This is a genomic window from Pseudomonas putida, from assembly GCF_005080685.1.
Lineage (GTDB): Bacteria > Pseudomonadota > Gammaproteobacteria > Pseudomonadales > Pseudomonadaceae > Aquipseudomonas > Aquipseudomonas putida_V.
Genome location: NZ_CP039371.1, coordinates 6,345,949 through 6,365,507 on the forward strand (window position 1 = coordinate 6,345,949; position 19,559 = coordinate 6,365,507).

Annotated in this window: 13 protein-coding genes and 2 pseudogenes; 5 read left to right on the forward strand and 10 right to left on the reverse strand. The window is 65.7% G+C overall.

The genetic code is table 11. From position 1 onward, the window contains the following. Positions 1-34: 34 nt before the first annotated feature. Positions 35-1,321: an NAD(P)/FAD-dependent oxidoreductase gene (locus tag E6B08_RS29390; protein ID WP_136917182.1), complete on the reverse strand. Its 1,287-nt coding sequence runs from the start codon at positions 1,319-1,321 to the stop codon at positions 35-37. A gap of 147 nt (positions 1,322-1,468) precedes the next feature. Next, positions 1,469-2,959 (reverse strand): aldehyde dehydrogenase family protein, encoded by a 1,491-nt coding sequence (locus E6B08_RS29395; RefSeq protein ID WP_136917183.1) that lies wholly within the window; start codon positions 2,957-2,959, stop codon positions 1,469-1,471. 135 nt (positions 2,960-3,094) lie between these two features. Here E6B08_RS29395 and E6B08_RS29400 point away from each other — a divergent pair, with 135 nt between their 5' ends. Together E6B08_RS29400 and E6B08_RS29410 are read left to right on the forward strand one after the other, a co-directional pair. Beyond that, positions 3,095-3,985 (forward strand): LysR family transcriptional regulator, encoded by an 891-nt coding sequence (locus E6B08_RS29400; protein WP_136917184.1) that lies wholly within the window; start codon positions 3,095-3,097, stop codon positions 3,983-3,985. A 204-nt stretch (positions 3,986-4,189) separates the two neighbouring features. Continuing rightward, the gene (locus E6B08_RS29410) at positions 4,190-5,584 is read left to right on the forward strand and encodes a VOC family protein (RefSeq protein WP_136917185.1); all 1,395 of its coding nucleotides are present in this window, start codon (positions 4,190-4,192) and stop codon (positions 5,582-5,584) included. A 304-nt stretch (positions 5,585-5,888) separates the two neighbouring features. On the opposite strand, the gene E6B08_RS31620 is transcribed toward E6B08_RS29410, so the two are convergent. From E6B08_RS31620 to E6B08_RS29425, 3 genes and pseudogenes are all read right to left on the reverse strand, one after another. Further along, positions 5,889-6,749, reverse strand: a complete 861-nt coding sequence (locus tag E6B08_RS31620; RefSeq protein WP_416194418.1) for a methyl-accepting chemotaxis protein — start codon at positions 6,747-6,749, stop codon at positions 5,889-5,891. Continuing rightward, positions 6,744-7,787 (reverse strand): annotated as a pseudogene (locus tag E6B08_RS31625) (Cache 3/Cache 2 fusion domain-containing protein); the annotation flags it as partial. The pseudogene E6B08_RS31625 and the gene E6B08_RS31620, both read right to left, overlap by 6 nt. A gap of 170 nt (positions 7,788-7,957) precedes the next feature. Beyond that, entirely contained in the window at positions 7,958-8,884 is a 927-nt protein-coding gene (locus E6B08_RS29425; protein ID WP_136917187.1) for a LysR substrate-binding domain-containing protein, read from the reverse strand. Between the two features lie 154 nt (positions 8,885-9,038). Here E6B08_RS29425 and E6B08_RS29430 point away from each other — a divergent pair, with 154 nt between their 5' ends. Further along, positions 9,039-10,427: a NorM family multidrug efflux MATE transporter gene (locus tag E6B08_RS29430; protein WP_136917188.1), complete on the forward strand. Its 1,389-nt coding sequence runs from the start codon at positions 9,039-9,041 to the stop codon at positions 10,425-10,427. Positions 10,428-10,466: 39 nt separating this feature from the next. Here the strand turns inward: E6B08_RS29430 and E6B08_RS29435 are convergent, their stop codons facing one another. Beyond that, positions 10,467-12,134, reverse strand: coding sequence for a putative bifunctional diguanylate cyclase/phosphodiesterase (locus E6B08_RS29435; protein ID WP_136917189.1), 1,668 nt, complete (start codon positions 12,132-12,134; stop codon positions 10,467-10,469). 253 nt (positions 12,135-12,387) lie between these two features. Between E6B08_RS29435 and rep the strand changes: the two are divergent. Together rep and E6B08_RS29445 are read left to right on the forward strand one after the other, a co-directional pair. Continuing rightward, a pseudogene (rep, locus tag E6B08_RS29440) lies at positions 12,388-14,396 on the forward strand (DNA helicase Rep). Positions 14,397-14,459: 63 nt separating this feature from the next. After that, positions 14,460-15,032: a xanthine phosphoribosyltransferase gene (locus tag E6B08_RS29445; protein WP_136917190.1), complete on the forward strand. Its 573-nt coding sequence runs from the start codon at positions 14,460-14,462 to the stop codon at positions 15,030-15,032. A 141-nt stretch (positions 15,033-15,173) separates the two neighbouring features. Here the strand turns inward: E6B08_RS29445 and E6B08_RS29450 are convergent, their stop codons facing one another. The 4 genes from E6B08_RS29450 to alr form a co-directional block, all read right to left on the reverse strand. Beyond that, the gene (locus E6B08_RS29450; RefSeq protein WP_136917191.1) at positions 15,174-17,030 is read right to left on the reverse strand and encodes an acetyl-CoA hydrolase/transferase C-terminal domain-containing protein; all 1,857 of its coding nucleotides are present in this window, start codon (positions 17,028-17,030) and stop codon (positions 15,174-15,176) included. A 224-nt stretch (positions 17,031-17,254) separates the two neighbouring features. Then, positions 17,255-17,659 (reverse strand): c-type cytochrome, encoded by a 405-nt coding sequence (locus E6B08_RS29455; RefSeq protein ID WP_136917510.1) that lies wholly within the window; start codon positions 17,657-17,659, stop codon positions 17,255-17,257. A 154-nt stretch (positions 17,660-17,813) separates the two neighbouring features. Continuing rightward, positions 17,814-18,362 (reverse strand): cupin domain-containing protein, encoded by a 549-nt coding sequence (locus E6B08_RS29460; RefSeq protein ID WP_136917192.1) that lies wholly within the window; start codon positions 18,360-18,362, stop codon positions 17,814-17,816. A gap of 112 nt (positions 18,363-18,474) precedes the next feature. Next, complete coding sequence (alr, locus tag E6B08_RS29465) at positions 18,475-19,548, reverse strand: alanine racemase (RefSeq protein ID WP_136917193.1); 1,074 nt, start codon at positions 19,546-19,548, stop codon at positions 18,475-18,477. Positions 19,549-19,559 lie beyond the last annotated feature (11 nt).

Genomic DNA, 19,559 nt, shown 5'->3' on the forward strand with positions numbered 1-19,559 from the left:
CCCTTTCGCGACGCAAGGCCGCTCCCACAGCGCTCTAGAGCACCACCCGCAAACACTGCCCCGCGTGATACAGCGAGAACCCCGATTCATAGAACGCCGTGCGCAACGAAGGCGCGCTCACGCCCTTCATCGGCGAGAACGGAATCGGCAGCCCGTCGGGATCATCCTTGAGCAGGAACTCGGCGAACGCCCGTCCGATCACGGTCCCCGTGGTATTGCCGCGCCCGTTGTAGCCCGTCACCGCCACCAGCCCCGGCGCCGGCTCGAACAAGCGCATCAGGTGGTCCGGCGTGAAGTCGATGCAGCCGGTCCAATGCATTTCCCATTCGACCTTGCCCAGTTCCGGGTAGTAATGACTCTGGATCCGGTCGGCCCAGCTGCGCACGAACCACGCCGGCTTGTTGTCGACCCGGCCGAGGCTGCCGAGCAGCAGGCGGCCCTGATCGTCGCGGCGGATGCTGCTCAGTACCGTGCGCGTGTCCCACGAGCCCTGGCCATGGGACAAGACCTTGTCGGCGGCAGAGCCGTGCAGCGGCTTGGAAGCCACCTGATAGTAGTAACCGCGGAAGAACTGCTTCTGCAGGTTGCTCCAGTCGCCTTCGGTGTAGGCGCCCGTGGAAATCACCACCTTGTCGGCGTGCACCGAGCCGCGTGCGGTCTTCACCCGCCAGGCATCGCCTTCACGGGTCAGGCCCTCGACCGCGGACTGCTGGAACAGCTTGCCACCCAGGCGCACCACGGCAGCCGCCAGGCCTTGGGTGTAACCCATGGGGTTGATGGTGCCGGCGCGGCGGTCGAGCAGCGCGGCGGAGATCTTGTCGGTACCGCAATATTCCTGGCACTGGGCGCCGGTCAGCAGTTCGACGTCGGCGCCGCGACGGCTCCACTGGGCGTGGCGCGCCTCGAGGTCGGCGATGCCGGTGGCGTTGTGCGCCATGTGCAGGGTGCCCTTGTGCTGCGCTTGGCAGTCGATGCCAAGGCGCTCGATCATGGCGAACACCTCGCCAGGCGCATCGCCGAGCACCTTGTTCAGGCGGCTGCCCTGCTGCTGGCCAAGCGTGGCCTCGACATCGTCGGGGCGGATCCAGGTGCCGGCGTTGACCAGCCCGACGTTACGCCCGGAGCCACCATGGCCGATCTGCCAGGCCTCCAGCAGAATCACCGACTTGCCCTGTTCGAGCAGGTGGATAGCTGCCGACAGGCCCGTGATGCCGCCGCCGATGACGCATACGTCGGCCTTGTGTTCACCGGCCAGGGCCTGGGCGGTAACGGCCGGTTTGCTGACAAATTCCCACAAGCATTGTTGACGCAGTTCGGACATGGCCCGGCTCCAGCACATTGTTCTTGTTGGGGCCGCCCTGCGGCCCATCGCCGGCAAGCCGGCTCCTACAGGCGACCTCGATCCCCTGTGGGAGCGGGCTTGCCCGCGAACCGGGGGCACTGCCCCCGGCCATGCAGCATCAATCGATCAGTCGAACACGATCCCCTGCGCCAGCGGCAGCTCACGCGAGTAGTTCACGGTATTGGTCTGACGACGCATGTAGCCTTTCCACGCATCGGAACCGGACTCACGCCCACCGCCTGTCTCCTTCTCGCCGCCGAACGCACCGCCAATCTCGGCGCCGCTGGTGCCGATGTTGACGTTGGCGATGCCGCAGTCGCTGCCCGAAGCGCTCTGGAAGCGCTCTGCCTCACGGATATCGGTGGTGAAGATGCACGACGACAGGCCCTGTGGCACTTCGTTGTTCAGGCGCAGGGCTTCTTCGAAGTCATCGTAGGCCAGTACGTAGAGAATCGGCGCGAAGGTCTCGTGGCGCACCACGTCGCTCTGCGCCGGCATCTCGGCAATGGCCGGCGACACGTAGTAGGCGTTCGGGTACTGCTCGGCCAGTTGGCGCTCGCCGCCGAACACCTGGCCGCCTTCGTCACGCGCCTTGGCCAACGCGCCCTGCATGGCATCGAACGACTGCTTGTCGATCAGCGGGCCGACCAGGTTGTCCTTGCGTGGGTCGCCGATGCGCACCTTGCCATAGGCGGCCTTGACCCGGGCCACTACCTCGTCCTTGATCGAGCGGTGCACGATCAGCCGGCGCAGGGTGGTGCAGCGCTGGCCGGCGGTGCCGACGGCGGAGAACAGGATGCCGCGTACGGCCAGGTCGAGATCGGCGCTCGGCGCCAGGATCATGGCGTTGTTGCCACCCAGCTCGAGGATGCTGCGGCCGAAGCGCGCCGCCACCCGTGGGCCGACTTCGCGCCCCATGCGGGTGCTGCCGGTAGCGCTGACCAGCGGGACACGCGGGTCGTCGACCAGGGCTTCGCCGGCTTCGCGGCCACCGATCACCAGGTGCGCCAAGCCTGCCGGCGCATCACCGAAGGCCTTCAGGGCTTTGTCGAACAGTGCCTGGCAGGCCAGCGCGGTCAGCGGGGTCTTCTCCGAAGGCTTCCACACCACCGCGTTGCCGGCCACCAGCGCCAGCGCGGTGTTCCAGGCCCACACGGCCACCGGGAAGTTGAAGGCGCTGATCACCCCGACCACGCCCAGCGGGTGCCAGGTTTCACGCATGTGGTGGCCTGGGCGCTCGGAAGCGATGGTCAGGCCGTACAGTTGGCGCGACAAGCCGACGGCAAAGTCGCAGATGTCGATCATTTCCTGAACTTCGCCCAGGCCTTCCTGGGTGATCTTGCCGGCTTCGATCGAGACCAGCTCGCCAAGGTCGGCCTTGTGCGCACGCAGCACCTCGCCGAACAGGCGCACCAACTCGCCACGACGCGGGGCCGGCACACTGCGCCAGGCTTCGAAGGCGCTGTGGGCCTGATCGATGCGGGCGGTGGTCTCGGCCTTGCCAAGCAGTTTCACCGAGGCGATCTGGCTGCCGTCGATCGGCGTGTGAACAGGGTAGTCGCCCTGGGTGTAAGCCTCGGCGGCAACGCCAAGGCGCTCGAGCAATCCAGCAACCATTTGTGCATCTCCTACATCGGGTGATGGGGTGGAAAATGATGTGGATCAGTATTAATCCGATCACACCCGTGCAACAAACGACCTTTATTCCGCATATCATTCCGTCAGGTAATGATTCGAGCCGCAGAGACCGCTATGTCCAAACGCCTGGTGCCTTCCATGACCGCGCTGCAATGCTTCGAGGCCGCAGCCCGTCACCTGAGCTTTACCCGTGCCGCCGAAGAACTGCACCTGACCCAGAGCGCGGTCAGCAAGCAGGTGGCGCAGCTCGAGGAGATGCTGCGCCATCACCTGTTCCTGCGCATTCGCCGGCGCCTGCAGCTGACCCCGGCCGGCAGCTTGTACCTGGCCGAGGTCAACAAGATCCTCACCCAGGTCGATATGTCCAGTCGCTACGTGCTGACCTACGGCGAGCAGACCGAGATATTGAAGGTAGCCACCCAACCGAGCTTCGGCGTGCGCTGGCTGATCCCGCACCTCAAGGGGTTTGGCAAGCGCCACCCGAACATCCATCTGGACATCCGCAACGAGATGGAGCCGTTCGCGTTGCTGCAAGGCTCGGCCGACGTGGTGTTCTTCTATGGCCAGGGCACCTGGCCGGGCGCCACCTGCGTGGAATTGTTCGGTGAGCAAGTGGTGCCGGTGTGCGCGCCGGAGTTGCTGGCCGGACGTGAACTGGGCGATGCCACGCAGCTGGCCGAGTTGGTGCTGCTGCAGAGCACCTCACGGCCGCAGGCCTGGCACGAGTGGTTCCTGGAGTTGGGGCTGCACAGCGTCAGCGCCTACCACGGGCCGCGCTTCGACACCTTCTACATGGCCCTGAGCGCGGCGCAGTCCGGCTGCGGGGTAGCGTTGGTGCCGCGTTACCTGGCGGCCAAGGAGCTGGCCGAGGGGAGCCTGGTCATACCCTGGAATCATCCGATGCGCAGCGCCGGGGCGCATTACCTGGCGTATGCCGAGCATGCGGCCGAAGTGCCGAAGGTGCGGGCGTTGGTGGAGTGGATTCGCGAGCAGTTGCAGCCCTGATGGCCTCTTCGCGGGACAAGCCCGCTCCCACAGGTACTCCACAGCCTTTGAAGACCATGGGGTACCTGTAGGAGCGGGCTTGTCCCGCGAAGAGGCCCTCAAGGTCGATCATAAAAGGAATGACTCACACACTTTTTTTCGCTTGTGGCCAAAGTGCATTCCCAGCTTTCATGTAAGCGTCCGAACCCAACCAGGAAGCTTGCGATGCCCGCCCACGATTTCGTCAGCCCCGACAGCATCCGCGCGCAGTTCTCTGCCGCCATGTCGCTCATGTACAAACAGGAAGTGCCGCTGTACGGCACGCTGCTGGAGCTGGTGAGCGAAATAAACCAGCAGGTCATGGCCGAGCAGCCCGAGATCGCCCAGGCCCTGCGCTGGACCGGCGAGATCGAGCGCCTCGACCAGGAGCGCCACGGCGCCATCCGCGTCGGCACGCCCGAGGAATTGGCCACCATCGCCCGCCTGTTCGCGGTCATGGGCATGCAGCCGGTCGGCTACTACGACTTGAGTTCGGCCGGCGTGCCGGTGCACTCCACCGCCTTCCGCGCCGTGCACGAGCAAGCGCTGCACGTCAGCCCGTTCCGTGTATTCACCTCGTTGCTGCGCCTGGAACTGATCGACAACCCACAATTGCGCGCACTGGCCGAAGGCATCCTGGCCAAGCGCCAGATCTTCACCCCCCGCGTGCTCGAACTGATCGCCCAGGGCGAACGCGACGGCGGCCTGAACGCCGAGGACGCCGACGCCTTCGTGCAGGAAGCCCTGCACACGTTCCGCTGGCACCAGGACGCCACGGTCAGTGCCGAGCAGTACCAGCAACTGCACGACCAGCACCGCCTGATCGCCGACGTGGTGGCCTTCAAGGGCCCGCACATCAACCACCTGACCCCGCGCACCCTGGACATCGACGCCATCCAGCGCGGCATGCCGGCCAAGGGCATTCCACCCAAGGCCGTGGTCGAAGGCCCGCCCACCCGCCGTCACCCGATCCTGCTACGCCAGACCAGCTTCAAGGCGCTGCAGGAAAAGGTCGCCTTCAGCGGCCAGCAAGGCCACGAAGGCAGCCACACCGCACGTTTCGGCGAGATCGAGCAACGCGGCGCGGCCCTGACGCCCAAAGGCCGTCAGCTGTACGACAGGCTGCTCGATGCCACCCGGGCCGCCCTTGGCGGTGCACCGGCCGAGGCCAATGCCGAGCGCTACATGGGGCTGCTGCAGGAAAGCTTCGCCGCGTTCCCCGACGACCTCGCGCAGATGCGTGAACAGGGCCTGGCGTACTTCCGTTATTTCCCCACGGACAAGGGCCTGGCCGCCCGCGGCGAGCAAGACCGTCCGGCGACCCTGGAGGGCCTGATCGAGGCCGGCCATGTGCATTTCGAGGCATTGGTGTACGAAGACTTCCTGCCGGTGAGCGCGGCGGGGATCTTCCAGTCCAACCTGGGCGACGATGCCCAGGCCGAGTACGGCAGCAATGCCAACCGCGAGGCCTTCGAGGCGGCGTTGGGGCTGCAGGTGCAGGATGAGCTGGCGTTGTATGCGCAGAGCGAGCAGCGGTCGGTGCAGGCCTGTGCGCGGGCGTTGGGGCTGGTGTCGCTTTAAGATCCGAGAATGCCGGGGGCGCTTTGCGCCCCTATCGCGACACAAGGCCGCTCCCACAGCGTCCTGCCCAGCTTCTGGCTGGTGGCATCTTGTAGGAGCAACTGTCTTGCTCAATTTCTACAAGCGGGTGCGCCCCCTGTGGGAGCGGGCTCGCCCGCGAACACCGGCGAAGCCGGTGCCATTCACCGCGGCGTCTGCTTCGCGGGCAAGCCCGCTCCAGGATCTTCGCCGCTGTCAGGGCCTGTGCCGTACCTGTGGGAGCGGCCTTGTGTCGCGATAGGGCCGCGCAGCGGCCCCGGCAATCTCAACGAAACCGATCCACTTCCTGACGCAACTGCGCCGCCAACCCTTCCAGCTCCCGCGCAGTAAAGGCCAGCTCATTGGCCACGTCGCGCTGCTCGCTGTTGGCCTGGGCAATGCTCTGCAGGTTGCGGCTAAGCACCGTGGCGGTGCTGCTCTGCTCCTGGGTCGCAGTACTGATCACGGCAAACTGCTCCCCCGCCGCCCGGCTCTGTTCGTCGATGCGCGCCAGCGCCTCGGCCACCTTGTCGTTGCGCTCCAGCCCTTCGCGCATCAGCTGGTTACCTTGCTCCAACGTGGTGATCGCATGCCCGGTCTGCTGCTGGATGCTGCCGATCATTCCGGAAATCTCATCGGTGGCCTGGCGGGTACGCGCCGCAAGCCCACGCACTTCGTCGGCGACCACGGCGAACCCCCGGCCCTGCTCGCCTGCCCGCGCCGCCTCGATGGCGGCATTGAGCGCCAACAGGTTGGTCTGCTCGGCAATCGCGGTGATCACGCTGATGATCCCGCCGATCTCCTGGGAGCGCGCGCCCAGGCTGTCCATCACCGTCGCCGTACCGCCCAGCGCCTCGGCGATCTGGTGCAGCGAGCGCGACGCCTCGTCCATGGCGCTGCGGCCAATGCGGGTCTGCTGGGCGTTGTCGCGGGCCATGCGCTCGGTGCCGGCCATGTTGTCGGCGATGTTCATCGAAGTGGCGCTGAACTCCTCCACCGCACCGGCCATGCTGGTGATTTCGCCGGACTGCTGATCCATGCCCTCGCACGCACCGGCCGACAACCCCGCCAGGGATCGAGCACGGCCGCTGACCTGCTCGGAGGCGCCACGGATGTGCTCGACCATGGCCGCCAGGGCCTCGCCCATCCTGTTGAAGCTGCCCGCCAGTTGGCCGATCTCGTCGTGGCTGGTCACCGTCAGACGTGCGTTCAGGTCGCCAGCGCCCAGGGCCTCGGCCTGGCGCACCAGATCATCGAGCGGGCGCAGCTTGCGCCGCAGCAGCCACAGGGTGGCGGCCACCGCCAGGAGCATGGCCAGCAGGCTACCGATGGCCAGGCGCAGGCCGACACTCCAGGTCACCTCGCGGATTTCGGCCTTGGGCATGCTCGCCACCACGGTCCAGGGGCCTTCGGCGAACGGTGCGGAGATACTGAACAGGTCCTGCGCGGCATTGGCCGGCGGCACCAGCCATTGGCCCTGCTCGTCGCGCAGGGCCAACGAGCCGGTCTGGCCGATGCGGAAGCGCTTGAGGTTGGCGAACTGCGTGTTCTGCGCGTCGGTGTAGTCGAAGCCGACGAACAACACCGCGATCACCCGGCCAGCGGCATCGCTGACCGGCACGTAGCGGGTCATGTAGTTGCGTTCGAACAGTACCGCGCGGCCCACGTACATCTGCCCGGCCATCAGCTTGGCATAGGCCGGGTGCTGGCGGTCGAGCTGGGTGCCGATGGCGCGGCTGCCGTCCTGCTTCTTCAGGTTGGTAGTGATGCGGACGAAGTCGTCGCCGCTGCGCACGAACAGCGTCGCGATGCCAGCGGTCATCTGCTGGAATTCGTCGACCTGCTCGAAGTCGTTGTTGAGCAGGTGGTCGCCCAGGTACAGGGCCGGGGTCGCCACGCCTGCAACATCGACGCGCTCGTCGGCATGCAGCGTCAGGCCCGAGGCGAAACGGCGCTCGAACAAACCGCTCAGGCGCTGGGTGTTGTCCTTGAGCGAGCTGTGGAAGGTGGTCAGCTGGTCGGCCAGCAGCCGCGCCTCGCTGCCCAGGTGTTGCTCGCGGGTAGCGAAGTTGGCGTCGTCCAGCGCACGCAGGGCGAACAAGGTACTGCCGGTGATCACCAGCGCCAGCACGATGGCGAGGGCGACACCGAGCTGGGAGGCGATGCGGGCACGCGGTTTAGACATGTGGAAGCTCCAGGCAAGAGGCCGGGATCGTCCTGATCACGCTGACCACCCGCTTTTCTTATCGACGGGAAAGCGCGTCCTCTTGCGGGACGCTGGTGCCAATGGATCGGCTTGATGGAGCAATACTTGAGTGCCTGGCCTGGGTATTCGCAAACCTTTGCGATACTCCATCACAACCGGGGCAGGATACTTACCACCGGCAATGCCACGGCAGCGGCTTCTTCCTGCAGGAACAGGCTCAGCCGCCTCAGGCGCTCACCACCGGGTCGAGTCCGTGGCCACACCATGTAATAGTCCATGCCGCTGGGCACGGCGGTCGGCCACGGCAGGCTCAGGCGCCCCTGGGCGACGTCCTCGGCCACCATCAACAAGTCGCCCATGGAAATCCCGTACCCGCGTGCTGCGGCGATCATGCCCAGCTCCAGGGTATCGAACACCTGCCCGCCCTTGAGCGAGACCTTGTCGCCGAGCCCCATGCGCTCGAGCCATTCGCGCCAGTCGCGCTTGTCCGGGGTCGGGTGCAGCAACTCGATGCCGGCCAGCCGGCGCTCGTCCCACGGGCCTTCGTCGAGCAGGTCCGGTGCGCCGACCGGGATCAGCAGTTCGGCGAACAGCCGGCGTACTTCCCAGTCCGGCGGGAACACGCCATCGCTGAGCAGTACCGCGCAGTCGAACGGCTCCTGGTTGAAGTCGACGTGGTCGACGTCCATCCAGGCACTGGTCAACTGCACTTCGTTGCCCGGCTGCAAGTGACGAAAGCGGCTCAGGCGCGCCAGCAACCAACGCATGGTCAGGGTCGAAGGCGCTTTCATGCGCACGATGTCGTCTTCACCACGCAAGGTATCGCACGCCCGCTCCAGGGCGGCGAAGCCCTCGCGCACACCGGGCAGCAGCACCCGCGCCGCCTCGGTCAGTTGCAGGCTGCGGCCACTGCGCACGAACAGGCGGCAGGCGAAGTGCTCCTCGAGTGTGCGGATATGCCGGCTGACCGCGCTCTGGGTGATCGACAATTCCTCCCCGGCGCGGGTGAACGAGCTCAGCCGGGCGGCCGCTTCGAATGCGCGCAAGGCATACAACGGGGGTAGCTGTCTGGACATGGGGCACCTGTGAAACGGGGAGGCTGATCGAACGCCTGTGATCATATATGCATGAGTTCAACTCATGCCAACCATCGCTTTTATCCTTTTGTGCAAAGCTGACCGAAGCCTCAGAATCGTCGCCTCGCTCAGATCCAGGCACAAGGACTTCACCATGCACGTCGCGCCCGCCACAGAACTCAAGGCTTTGCTGCGCCTGGCCGGTCCCCTGGTGGCCTCGCAGCTGGCGCACATGCTGATGGTGCTCACCGACACCCTGATGATGGCCCGCATCAGCCCGCAGGCACTGGCCGGGGGTGGCCTGGGCGCGGCGAGCTATTCGTTCGTGTCGATTTTCTGCCTCGGCGTGATCGCTGCGGTCGGCACCCTGGTGGCTATCCGCAAGGGCGCCAACGATGTCGCCGGCGCCACCCGCCTGGCGCAGAACGGCGTGTGGCTGGCCTGGGGCCTGGCGCTGATGGCGACGCTGGTGCTGTGGAACCTCAAGCCGGTGCTGTTGCTGTTCGGCCAGCAGCCGGACAACGTCGAGGCGGCGGCCGAGTTCCTCACCCTGCTGCCGCTGGCCTTGCCCAGCTACCTGACCTTCATGGCCCTGCGCGGCTTCACCAGCGCGCTCGGCCACTCGACCCCGGTGATGGTCATCAGCCTGGTCGGCACGGTGCTCAACTACCTGTTCAACCATGCCTTGATCGAAGGCATGTTCGGCCTGCCCAAGCTGGGCCTGATGGGCATCGGCCTGGTCACGGCGGTGGTTTCGCTGGGCATGGCCATCGCCCTGGCCCTTTACATCCGCTGGCACCGCACCTACGACGCCTACCCGCTGCGCCAGGGGCTGTGGCGCCCATCGCTCACCGCGCTGCGCGAGCTGTGGCGGCTGGGCCTGCCGATCGGCGGCACCTACATGGTCGAGGTCGGCCTGTTCGCCTTCGCCGCCTTGTGCATGGGCGTGCTCGGCAGCACCCAGCTGGCGGCGCACCAGATCGCCCTGCAGATCGTTTCGACCGCGTTCATGGTGCCCACCGGCCTTTCGTACGCGGTGACCATGCGCGTGGGGTTGTACTACGGCGGCGGCAACCTGCTGGCAGCACGCAGCGCCGGGCGGGTGGGGATCGCCTTTGGCGCGATGATCATGTTCGGCTTCGCGGCGCTGTTCTGGCTGCTGCCGGAGGCGCTGGTGGGGCTGTTCATCGACCGTGACGACCCGGCCTTCGCGGCGATCTTCCAGCTGGCGGTGCAATTGCTGATGGTGGCCGCCTGGTTCGAGCTGTTCGATGGCATGCAGACCATCGCCATGGGCTCGATCCGCGGGCTCAAGGACGCCAAGACCACGTTCCTGATCGGCCTGGTCTGCTACTGGCTGGTGGGCGCGCCGAGCGCCTGGCTGTTCACCTTCACCCTGGGCGGCGGCGCGCTGGGCGTGTGGTGGGGGTTGGCGCTGGGGCTGGCTTGCGCGGCGGTGGCGCTGACGGTTGGGTTCGAGTGGCGGGTGAAGCGGATGATGCGCAAGGCGCAGAGGCGCGCTGGAGCTGCCGTTTCGGCCTGACGCCATGGCCTCTTCGCGGCGGTTCGGCGCGAAGAGGCCCTAGAGCGCAGCCACCAGATCCCGCTCGGGCACCTGCCGTAAATACCCCACCAGTTCCTCCACCGGCAGCGGCTTGCTCACCAGGAAGCCCTGCACCTGGTCACAACCGAATTCGCGCAGCAACGCCATCTGCTCCGGGCTCTCGACGCCCTCGGCCACCACCTCGAGGTTGAGGTTGTGGGCCAGGTTGATCATGGCATGGACAAGCTTGCGGTTCTCTTCGCGCATCTCCATCTCGGCGACGAAGCTGCGGTCGACCTTGAGCAAGGCGATCGGCAGGCTGTTCAGGTGCACGAACGAGGAGAACCCGGTGCCGAAATCGTCGAGCGAGAAACGCACGCCGAGTCGCCCCAACGCATCCATGGTCTGACGCACCAGCTCGTTGCGTCGCATCACGGCGGTTTCGGTCAGTTCGAACTCCAGCCAGCGGGCATCCACGCCATGTTCGATGATCAGCCGGCTCAGCGTCGCCAGGAGCTGGCTGTCCTGGAACTGACGGAAGCTCAGGTTCACCGCCATGTGCAGCGGCGCCAGGCCACTTTCGCGCAGCGCCTGCATGTCGCGCAGGGCACGGGAGATGACCCAATAGCCCAGCGGTACGATCAACCCGCTCTGCTCGGCCAGGGGCACGAACTCGCTGGGCGGCAACAGGCCGCGCTCGGCGTGGCGCCAGCGCACCAGCGCCTCCAGGCCGACGATGGCACCATCGGCCAGGTTCAGTCGGGGCTGGTAATGCAGCTCCAGTTCGTCGCGGCGCAGCGCCCGGCGCAACTCGCCTTCGAGGTCGGCCAGGCTGCGGGCGTTGCGGTTGATGCGCTCATCGAAGACATGGAAGGTGCAGCCCTGGTTGGCCTTGGCCTGGCGCATGGCAATGTGCGCGTGCCACATCAACGGGTCGGGGCCAGCATGGGCGCGAGCATGGGCCAGGCCCAGGCTGCAGCCCAGCAGCAGGCTCTCGCCGTCGATCCAGTAGGGTTCGGTGAGCACCTCGACGATGCGCTCGGCGACCCACTCGGCGCGGCTGGCATCGCGGCGCGTGTCGATCAACAGGGCGAACTCGTCGCTGCCCAGGCGCGCCAGCTGGTCGCCGGCCTCCAACTGCTGCTTGAGCCGCGCCACCACCTGCAGGATCAGGCGGTCACCGCCCTGGTGGCCGAGGGCATCGTTGACATGGCGGAAGTTGTCCAGGTCCAGGTGGCCCAAGGCCACGCCGCGGCCATCGTGCTCGGCCAGGCGTGCGCTGAGCAGAGCCTGGAAGCCCTGGCGGTTGGCGATGCCGGTGAGCGGGTCCTGCTCGGCCAGGCGCTGCAAGGTGGCCACCAGCACGCCACGCTCACGCACATGGCGCAGCGAACGGCGCAGGGCATCGGCCGTCAGTTGTTCACGCACCAGCCAGTCGCTGACCGCGGTCGGCGGCTTTTCCGGTTCGTCTTCGAGCAGCAGGATGGTTGGCAGCTCGCAGCGCCCGGGGGCAGGTTGCAAGGCGGGGGTGGCGAGGATCACTGCCTGGCGGTCATGGCTGAAAATGCTGTCCACCGCCTCCCAGTTCGGCGCGGTCAACAGCACCGCGCGGCCCTCCAGGGGCAGCAGGCATTGGCGCAACAGGGCAGCCCATTCCGGCTCATCAGCCAACAGCAGCAAACGCACAGGTTCGACAGGCGTGGACAAGCGGGCTCCTTAGGGCGTGGACGGGAAACGTTCAAGGCGGGGCATGCTAGCGCAACAATGGCTCCCGACGCATTCTGACGTGCATCCTGCGCGAAACGGGGCCGCCCGGCAATGCGATTTTGCCAGGTCCGCAAGGCGCGGGTAATAGCCCTCTGCCTGCAAAAGTCTGACTCACGCGTCAGACGGTCGCGCCACAACCGCCCCATGCCTGTTAGAATGCGCGGCTATTTTCTGGCGACCCCCGGTTTCTAGCATGTCCCGACTCAATCCCCGGCAACAGGAAGCCCGTGACTACGTCGGCGGCCCTCTTTTGGTGCTCGCCGGTGCAGGCTCCGGCAAGACCAGCGTGATCACGCGCAAGATTGCCCACCTCATCCAGAACTGCGGCATCCGTGCCCAGTACATCGTCGCGATGACCTTCACCAACAAGGCCGCGCGCGAGATGAAGGAGCGGGTCGGCACCCTGCTGCGTCCGGGGAAGGCCGCGGCCTGACGGTGTGCACCTTCCACAACCTGGGCCTGAACATCATCCGCAAGGAGCACGAGCGCCTCGGCTACAAGCCGGGCTTCTCGATCTTCGATGAATCCGACATCAAGGCGTTGCTGTCGGACATCATGCAGAAGGAATACTCCGGCGACGACGGCATCGACGAGATCAAGAACATGATCGGTGCCTGGAAGAACGACCTGATCCTGCCCGCCGAGGCCCTGGAAAACGCCCGCAACCCCCGCGAGCAGACCGCCGCCATCGTCTACACCCATTACCAGCGCACGCTCAAGGCGTTCAATGCGGTGGACTTCGACGACCTGATCCTGCTGCCGGTCAAGCTGTTCCAGGAAAACCCGGACGTGCTCGAACGCTGGCAGAATCGCGTGCGCTACCTGCTGGTCGACGAATACCAGGACACCAACGCCAGCCAGTACCTGCTGGTGAAGATGCTGATCGGCATGCGCAACCAGTTCACCGTGGTCGGCGACGACGACCAGTCGATCTACGCCTGGCGTGGCGCCCGGCCAGAAAACCTCATGCTGCTCAAGGAGGACTACCCCTCCCTGAAGGTGGTGATGCTGGAGCAGAACTACCGCTCCACCAGTCGCATCCTGCGCTGCGCCAACGTACTCATCGCCAACAACCCGCACGCCTTCGAGAAACAGCTGTGGAGCGAGATGGGCGTGGGCGACGAGATCCGCGTGATCCGCTGCAAGAACGAGGAAGCCGAGGCCGAACGCGTGGCCATGGAAATCCTCACCCTGCACCTTCGCACCAACCGCCCGTACAGCGACTTCGCCATCCTCTACCGGGGTAACTACCAGGCCAAGCTGATCGAATTGAAGCTGCAGCACCACCAGGTGCCGTATCGCCTGTCGGGCGGCAACAGCTTCTTCGGCCGCCAGGAGGTCAAGGACCTGATGGCCTACCTGCGCCTGCTGGTGAACCCGGACGATGACAACGCTTACCTGCGGGTGATCAACGTACCGCGCCGGGAAATCGGCTCGACGACCCTGGAAAAGCTCGGTAACTACGCCACCGAGCGGCGCATCTCGATGTACGCCGCCAGCGAGGAAATGGGCCTGGGCGAGCACCTCGACGCGCGCTACACCGAACGCTTGCAGCGCTTCAAGCACTGGCTCGACGGGGTGCGCCACAAGGTCGCCCTGGAAGACCCGATCGCCGCGTTGCACGAAATGATCCGCGACATCGACTACGAGAACTGGATCCGCCAGCAGACCGCCAGCGACAAGGCCGCGGAGTTTCGTATCAGCAACGTCTGGTTCCTGCTCGAAGCGCTGAAGAACACCCTCGAAAAGGACGAAGAGGGTGACATGACCATCGAGGACGCCATCGGCAAGCTGGTGCTGCGCGACATGCTCGAGCGCCAGCAGGAAGAGGAAGAGAACGCCGAGGGTGTGCAGATGATGACCCTGCACGCCTCCAAGGGCCTGGAATTCCCTTACGTGTTCATCATGGGCATGGAGGAGGAGATCCTCCCCCACCGCTCCAGCATCGAGGCCGACACCATCGAGGAGGAGCGCCGCCTGGCCTACGTGGGCATCACCCGCGCACGCCAGACCCTGGCCTTCACTTTCGCCGCCAAGCGCAAGCAGTACGGCGAGATCATCGACTGCACGCCCAGCCGGTTCCTCGACGAACTGCCGCCGGACGACTTGGCCTGGGAAGGCCTGGACGATGCGCCCGTGGAAGTCAAAGCGGCACGCGGCAACAACGCCCTGGCCGATATCCGGGCAATGCTCAAACGCTGATCAACCATTACTCTTTAACTTTGCCGCTTCGTGCGGCCACCTTTGCTACATCGGAGATACACAGTGGAAGCACTGCAGCAGAAGATTCGCGAAGAAGGCATCGTGCTTTCCGATCAGGTTCTCAAAGTCGACGCGTTTCTGAACCACCAGATCGACCCGGCGCTGATGCAAAAGATCGGTGACGAGTTCGCCCGCCTGTTCGCCGATGCCGGCGTGACCAAGATCGTCACCATCGAAGCCTCGGGGATCGCCCCGGCGGTGATGACCGGCCTGAAGCTGGGCGTACCGGTGATCTTCGCACGCAAGCACCAGTCGCTGACCCTGACCGAGAACCTGCTGACTGCCACGGTGTACTCCTTCACCAAGCAGACCGAGAACACCGTGGCCATCTCGCCGCGCCATCTCAACAGCAGCGACCGCGTGTTGGTGATCGACGATTTCCTGGCCAACGGCAAGGCGTCGCAGGCGCTGATCTCGATCATCAAGCAGGCCGGCGCCACCGTTGCTGGCCTGGGTATCGTCATCGAGAAGTCGTTCCAGGGCGGCCGTGCCGAGCTCGATAGCCAGGGCTATCGCGTCGAATCGCTGGCGCGGGTGAAGTCGCTGGAAGGCGGTGTGGTCAGCTTCATCGAGTGATCGCCATTGGGGCCGCTTCGCGCCCCATCCGACCGGTCCGACGCCCCGGCAAGTCCGCTCCCACATGTACCCCCACAGCATTTGAAAACAGTGGGGTACTTGTGGGAGCGGCCTTGCGTCGCGCAGCGGCCCCGGCAATCGTCAAGTCGCCGCCAACCCCGCCAACAGCAACCGCTGGTACAACTCCTCCTTGAGCCCCTGCGGATCCTCCAACCCCATCCGCAGCAGATGCGCCTCGTACCCTTCCGGCCCCGGCGCCTCCAGCGTAGCCTTGCCCAACTCCAGCACCTCGCTGAGCTTGAACTTGCTCTTCAACCAGTTCAGCGCGCGTAGCAGGTCCTGCTCCTGCGTGGTGAAGTCGGTCCCCAGTGGATACTCCGGAAACAACCGCCCATGCTGCGCCTCGATGGCCTGCAGACGCTGCGGCGTGTTGTCGGTAAACCGCTCATCGAGCTGGAAATCCTTGGCCAGCTTGCCCGCGCCCTTGGCCTGCTCCATCAGCTCGCCCTGAAAGCGCGAATCGCTGATCGCCAACAACCGCGCAATCACCTCGCTGTCGGTCTGCCCGCGCAGATCGGCGATGCCGTATTCGGTCACCACGATGTCGCGCAAATGACGGGGAATGGTGCAGTGGCCGTACTGCCAGAACAGGTTGGAGGTTACCTCGCCCCCGGCCTCGCGCCAGCTGCGCAGCAGCAGGATCGAGCGCCCGCCCTCCAGCGCATGGCCCTGGGCGACGAAGTTGTATTGCCCGCCCACACCACTGAGCACACGCCCGTCTTCGAGTTGGTCGGCGACCCCGGCGCCGAGCAGGGTCATGCCGAACACGGTGTTGACGAAGCGCGCGTCGCGGCGCTGGCGGCGCTTGAGCGCCTCGTCGCCATAGAGCTCGTTGATGAAGCTGATGCCAGTCATGGCGAACCGTGCCCGTAGCGCCAGCGGCATGTCCCGCAGACGCTGATAGAACGCCTGCGGCCCGAGGAAGAAGCCGCCATGCACCAGGGCGCCCTGCTCGTCCGCCGGGCGCCGCACCACACCGGCCTCGGCCAGTGCCAACAGGCCGTTGACGAACATCTCGCTGCAGCCGTAAAGGCCTTCGGCAAAGGGCTCGAGGCCGCCTTCACGTGCGATCAGCGCCTGCCACGGGGCGATGTCCAGTGCCCAGAGCAGGGCCTGGTAGCCGGCGTTGTCGCGTTCGCGGGCCAGCAGCGCCGCCGCCACGGCATCGCCCATGGCGCCGATGCCGATCTGCAGGGTGCCGCCATCGCGCACCAGGGTGCTGGCGTGCAGGCCGATGCAATGGTCCTGAAGGCTGACCGGCATGTTGGGCGTGGAGAACAGCCGGCGCTGCTCGGCTTCGTCGATCAGCAGGTCGAAAGCCTCGATGCCCAGTTCCGCATCGCCGGGCATGTAAGGCAGTTCGCTGTGCACCTGCCCGAGCATCAGGATGGTTTCGCCGGCGGCGCGACGCTTGGCGATCATCGGCAGCAAGTCGAGGGTGATGTCGGGGTTGCAGGCCAGGCTCAGGTGAACGGGCCTCTCCGGCGTGGCGGCCACCAGCTGGGCGATCAGGTTCAGGCCCTTGGCATTGATGTCGCGGGCGGCGTGGCTGTAGTTGCTGCTGACGTAGTCCTGCTGCGCGGCCTGGCTGTGCAGCAGGCTGCCGGGCTGCATGAAGAACTGCTCGACGCGGATGTTGGGCGGCAGGCTGTCGTTGCGCAGGTCGGCGAGGTAGGAGAGTTCTTCGTAGTCGGCGAAGACGCGCTCGACGAAAGGTTCGAGAAAGCGCCGCTGCAGGCCATCGCCCAGGGGCGGGCGGCCGAGGGATAGGGCGGTGTAGATAGTCAGGCGGCGCTCGGGCAGCTCGCGCACACGGGCATAGAGGGCGTTGACGAAGGCGTTGGGCTTGCCCAGGCCCAGCGGCAGGCCCATGCGGATATGGGCCGGCAAACGTGCCAGGGCCTGCTCGACGGCTTGTTCGAGGGAACACAGGTGCATCCGGGCCTCCTGAGACATCCGTGGGTTCAGGGGTTGGACACGAGGTTGGGCGGGTTGGTTGCCAGTACTGGCCCGTTCGCGGGTAAACCCGCTCCTACAGGACCACCACAATCCCTGTAGGAGCGGGTTTACCCGCGAAAGGGCCGGTACTGGCAACCCAAAAACAAAGCCCGCCATCGGGGGCGGGCTTGGTGCGATTCAGTGCTGACTCATTCAGTGCTGACTCACAACCCCGACATCTTCTTGATCGCCCCTTTGAGGTCTTCATCCGAACAATCGGCGCAGGTCCCCTTCGGCGGCATGGCGTTCAAGCCGGTGATGGCCTTGGCGAGAATGCCATCGAGACCACCCTGGTGGTCGGCACGCTCCTTCCAGGCCGCCGTGTCGCCGATCTTCGGCGCGCCCAGCAGCCCACTGCCATGGCAGGCGTTGCAGTGCTTGGCAATGATGTCGTCCGGCGTCTTGGCACCGCCACCGCCCGCCGAGGCGGCCACCTCCATGCCCTTGCACTCCTGACCCTGCACGCACACCTGTCCAACGGGCTCGAGGCGCTTGGCGAGGTCATCGTTGGTAGCGGCGGTTGCGCTCATTGCCCAGAGGGCGAAAACGGCTGCTGGTACGGCCAGCATCTTCTTGATTTGGTTCACGCGTACACCCTCATGGTGGCTAATCACGCCCGCGGCCACGGTATTGCGAGCGTTGAAAAGTATAGCGGGAACCCGGAGGCCGTGAAACGACCCTACTCGGGAAAGGGGTATTGCCGCGTCAATGCACTGCGCTGGATCAAAAGTTCGAAGGCGTGGCCGCGCTGATCAAACGTGCCGGCTCATCGAACGGATTGCGAAAACGGTGCGGACGGCTGCTCTCGAAGTAGTAGCTGTCGCCCTCTTCGAGGATGAAGGTCTCGGTGCCGACCACCAGTTCCAGGCGGCCTTCGAGCAGGATGCCGGTCTCTTCGCCGTCGTGGGTGAGCATCTCTTCGCCAGTGTCCGCACCCGGTGGGTAGACTTCATTGAGGAAGGCGATGGCCCGATTGGGATGCGACTTGCCGACCAGCTTCATGGTCACCGCACCGTCGGAGATATCGATCAGCTCGTGGGCCTTGTAGACGATCTGCGCCGGGCTTTCGGCCTCCAGCTCCACCGAGAAGAACTCGACCATGGACATGGGAATGCCGCTCAGCACCTTGCGCAGCGAGCTGATCGACGGGCTCACGCTGTTTTTCTCGATCATCGAGATGGTGCTGTTGGTGACACCCGCACGCTTGGCTAGCTCACGCTGGGACAGGCCCTTGAGCTTGCGGATCGCTTGCAGTCGTTCGCCGACGTCCAAAGCTGGAGCCTCCTGAATCGGTAGGGATGGGCGGGGTGGATGTGAACGATATCATGGCAACGCCGTTCAGTATTTACAACACACCACGCCTCAACCTGTCCGCTTCAGCGGCTCATTCGCCGAAATAGTCCAGCGGCACGCGCTTGAGGTTGCAGAAGAGCTGGTAAGGAATGCTGCCGGCGCGCTGGGCCAGGTCGCTGGCCAGCACCTGCTTGCCCCACAGTTCGACCGGGCTGCCGACAGTGGCCTCGGGCACGTCGGTGAGGTCGATGCAGAGCATGTCCATCGACACTCGGCCGATCAGTTCGGCACGCTTGCCGGCGACCACCACCGGGGTGCCGCTTGGGGCGTGACGCGGGTAGCCGTCGGCATAGCCCATGGCGACCACGCCAACGCGGGTCGGGCGCTGGCCGACGAATTTGGCGCCATAACCCACCGGCTCGCCGGCCGGCAGTTCACGCACGCTGATCACCCGCGATTGCAGGGTCATCACCGGTTGCAAGCGCTCGGCCTGGGCCTGCGGTTGCTCGAACGGCGTGGCGCCGTACAGCATGATGCCCGGGCGCACCCAGTCGCTCGGGGCCTGTGGCCAGGCCAGCACGCCAGGGGAGTTGCGCAGGCTGCATTCGGCGCTGAGGCCTTCACGTGCGGCCTGGAACACGGCGATCTGTTGCTCGGTGGTATCGGCATCCGGCTCGTCGGCACGGGCGAAATGGCTCATCAGCACGATGCGCACCACTTTGCCGCTGGCCAGCAGGCGCTGGTAGGCGTCGTGGTAGTCCTTGGGGTGCAGGCCGACCCGGTGCATGCCGGTGTCGAGCTTGAGCCAGAGGGTGAGCGGCTTGTGCACGGCGGTGGCTTCGAGGGCCTCGAGCTGCCACAGCGAGTGCACCACGCACCACAGGTCGTGCTCGGCGATCAGCGCCAGCTCGCTGGCCTCGAAAAAGCCTTCCAGCAGCAGGATCGGCGCCTTGATGCCAGCAGCGCGCAGCTCCAGCGCTTCCTCGATGCAGGCCACGGCGAAGCCATCGGCCTCGGGCTCCAGCGCCAGGGCGCAACGCACGGCGCCATGGCCGTAGGCATCGGCCTTGACCACGGCGAGGGCCTTGGCACCGGACAGTTCGCGGGCCAGGCGGTAGTTGTGACGGAGTGCTTGCAAGTCGATCAGGGCGCGGGCGGGGCGCATGGGGGGTGCCT

Coding starts and splice junctions, on each gene's coding strand:
- E6B08_RS29450 (WP_136917191.1), bottom strand. CDS start 17,030: ATGCACCTGTGTTCCCTCGAACAAGCCGTCGAGCAGGCCCTGGCACGT.
- E6B08_RS29410 (WP_136917185.1), top strand. CDS start 4,190: ATGCCCGCCCACGATTTCGTCAGCCCCGACAGCATCCGCGCGCAGTTC.
- E6B08_RS31620 (WP_416194418.1), bottom strand. CDS start 6,749: ATGGGCGAGGCCCTGGCGGCCATGGTCGAGCACATCCGTGGCGCCTCC.
- E6B08_RS29425 (WP_136917187.1), bottom strand. CDS start 8,884: ATGTCCAGACAGCTACCCCCGTTGTATGCCTTGCGCGCATTCGAAGCG.
- E6B08_RS29455 (WP_136917510.1), bottom strand. CDS start 17,659: ATGCTGGCCGTACCAGCAGCCGTTTTCGCCCTCTGGGCAATGAGCGCA.
- alr (WP_136917193.1), bottom strand. CDS start 19,548: ATGCGCCCCGCCCGCGCCCTGATCGACTTGCAAGCACTCCGTCACAAC.
- E6B08_RS29430 (WP_136917188.1), top strand. CDS start 9,039: ATGCACGTCGCGCCCGCCACAGAACTCAAGGCTTTGCTGCGCCTGGCC.
- E6B08_RS29395 (WP_136917183.1), bottom strand. CDS start 2,959: ATGGTTGCTGGATTGCTCGAGCGCCTTGGCGTTGCCGCCGAGGCTTAC.
- E6B08_RS29400 (WP_136917184.1), top strand. CDS start 3,095: ATGTCCAAACGCCTGGTGCCTTCCATGACCGCGCTGCAATGCTTCGAG.
- E6B08_RS29390 (WP_136917182.1), bottom strand. CDS start 1,321: ATGTCCGAACTGCGTCAACAATGCTTGTGGGAATTTGTCAGCAAACCG.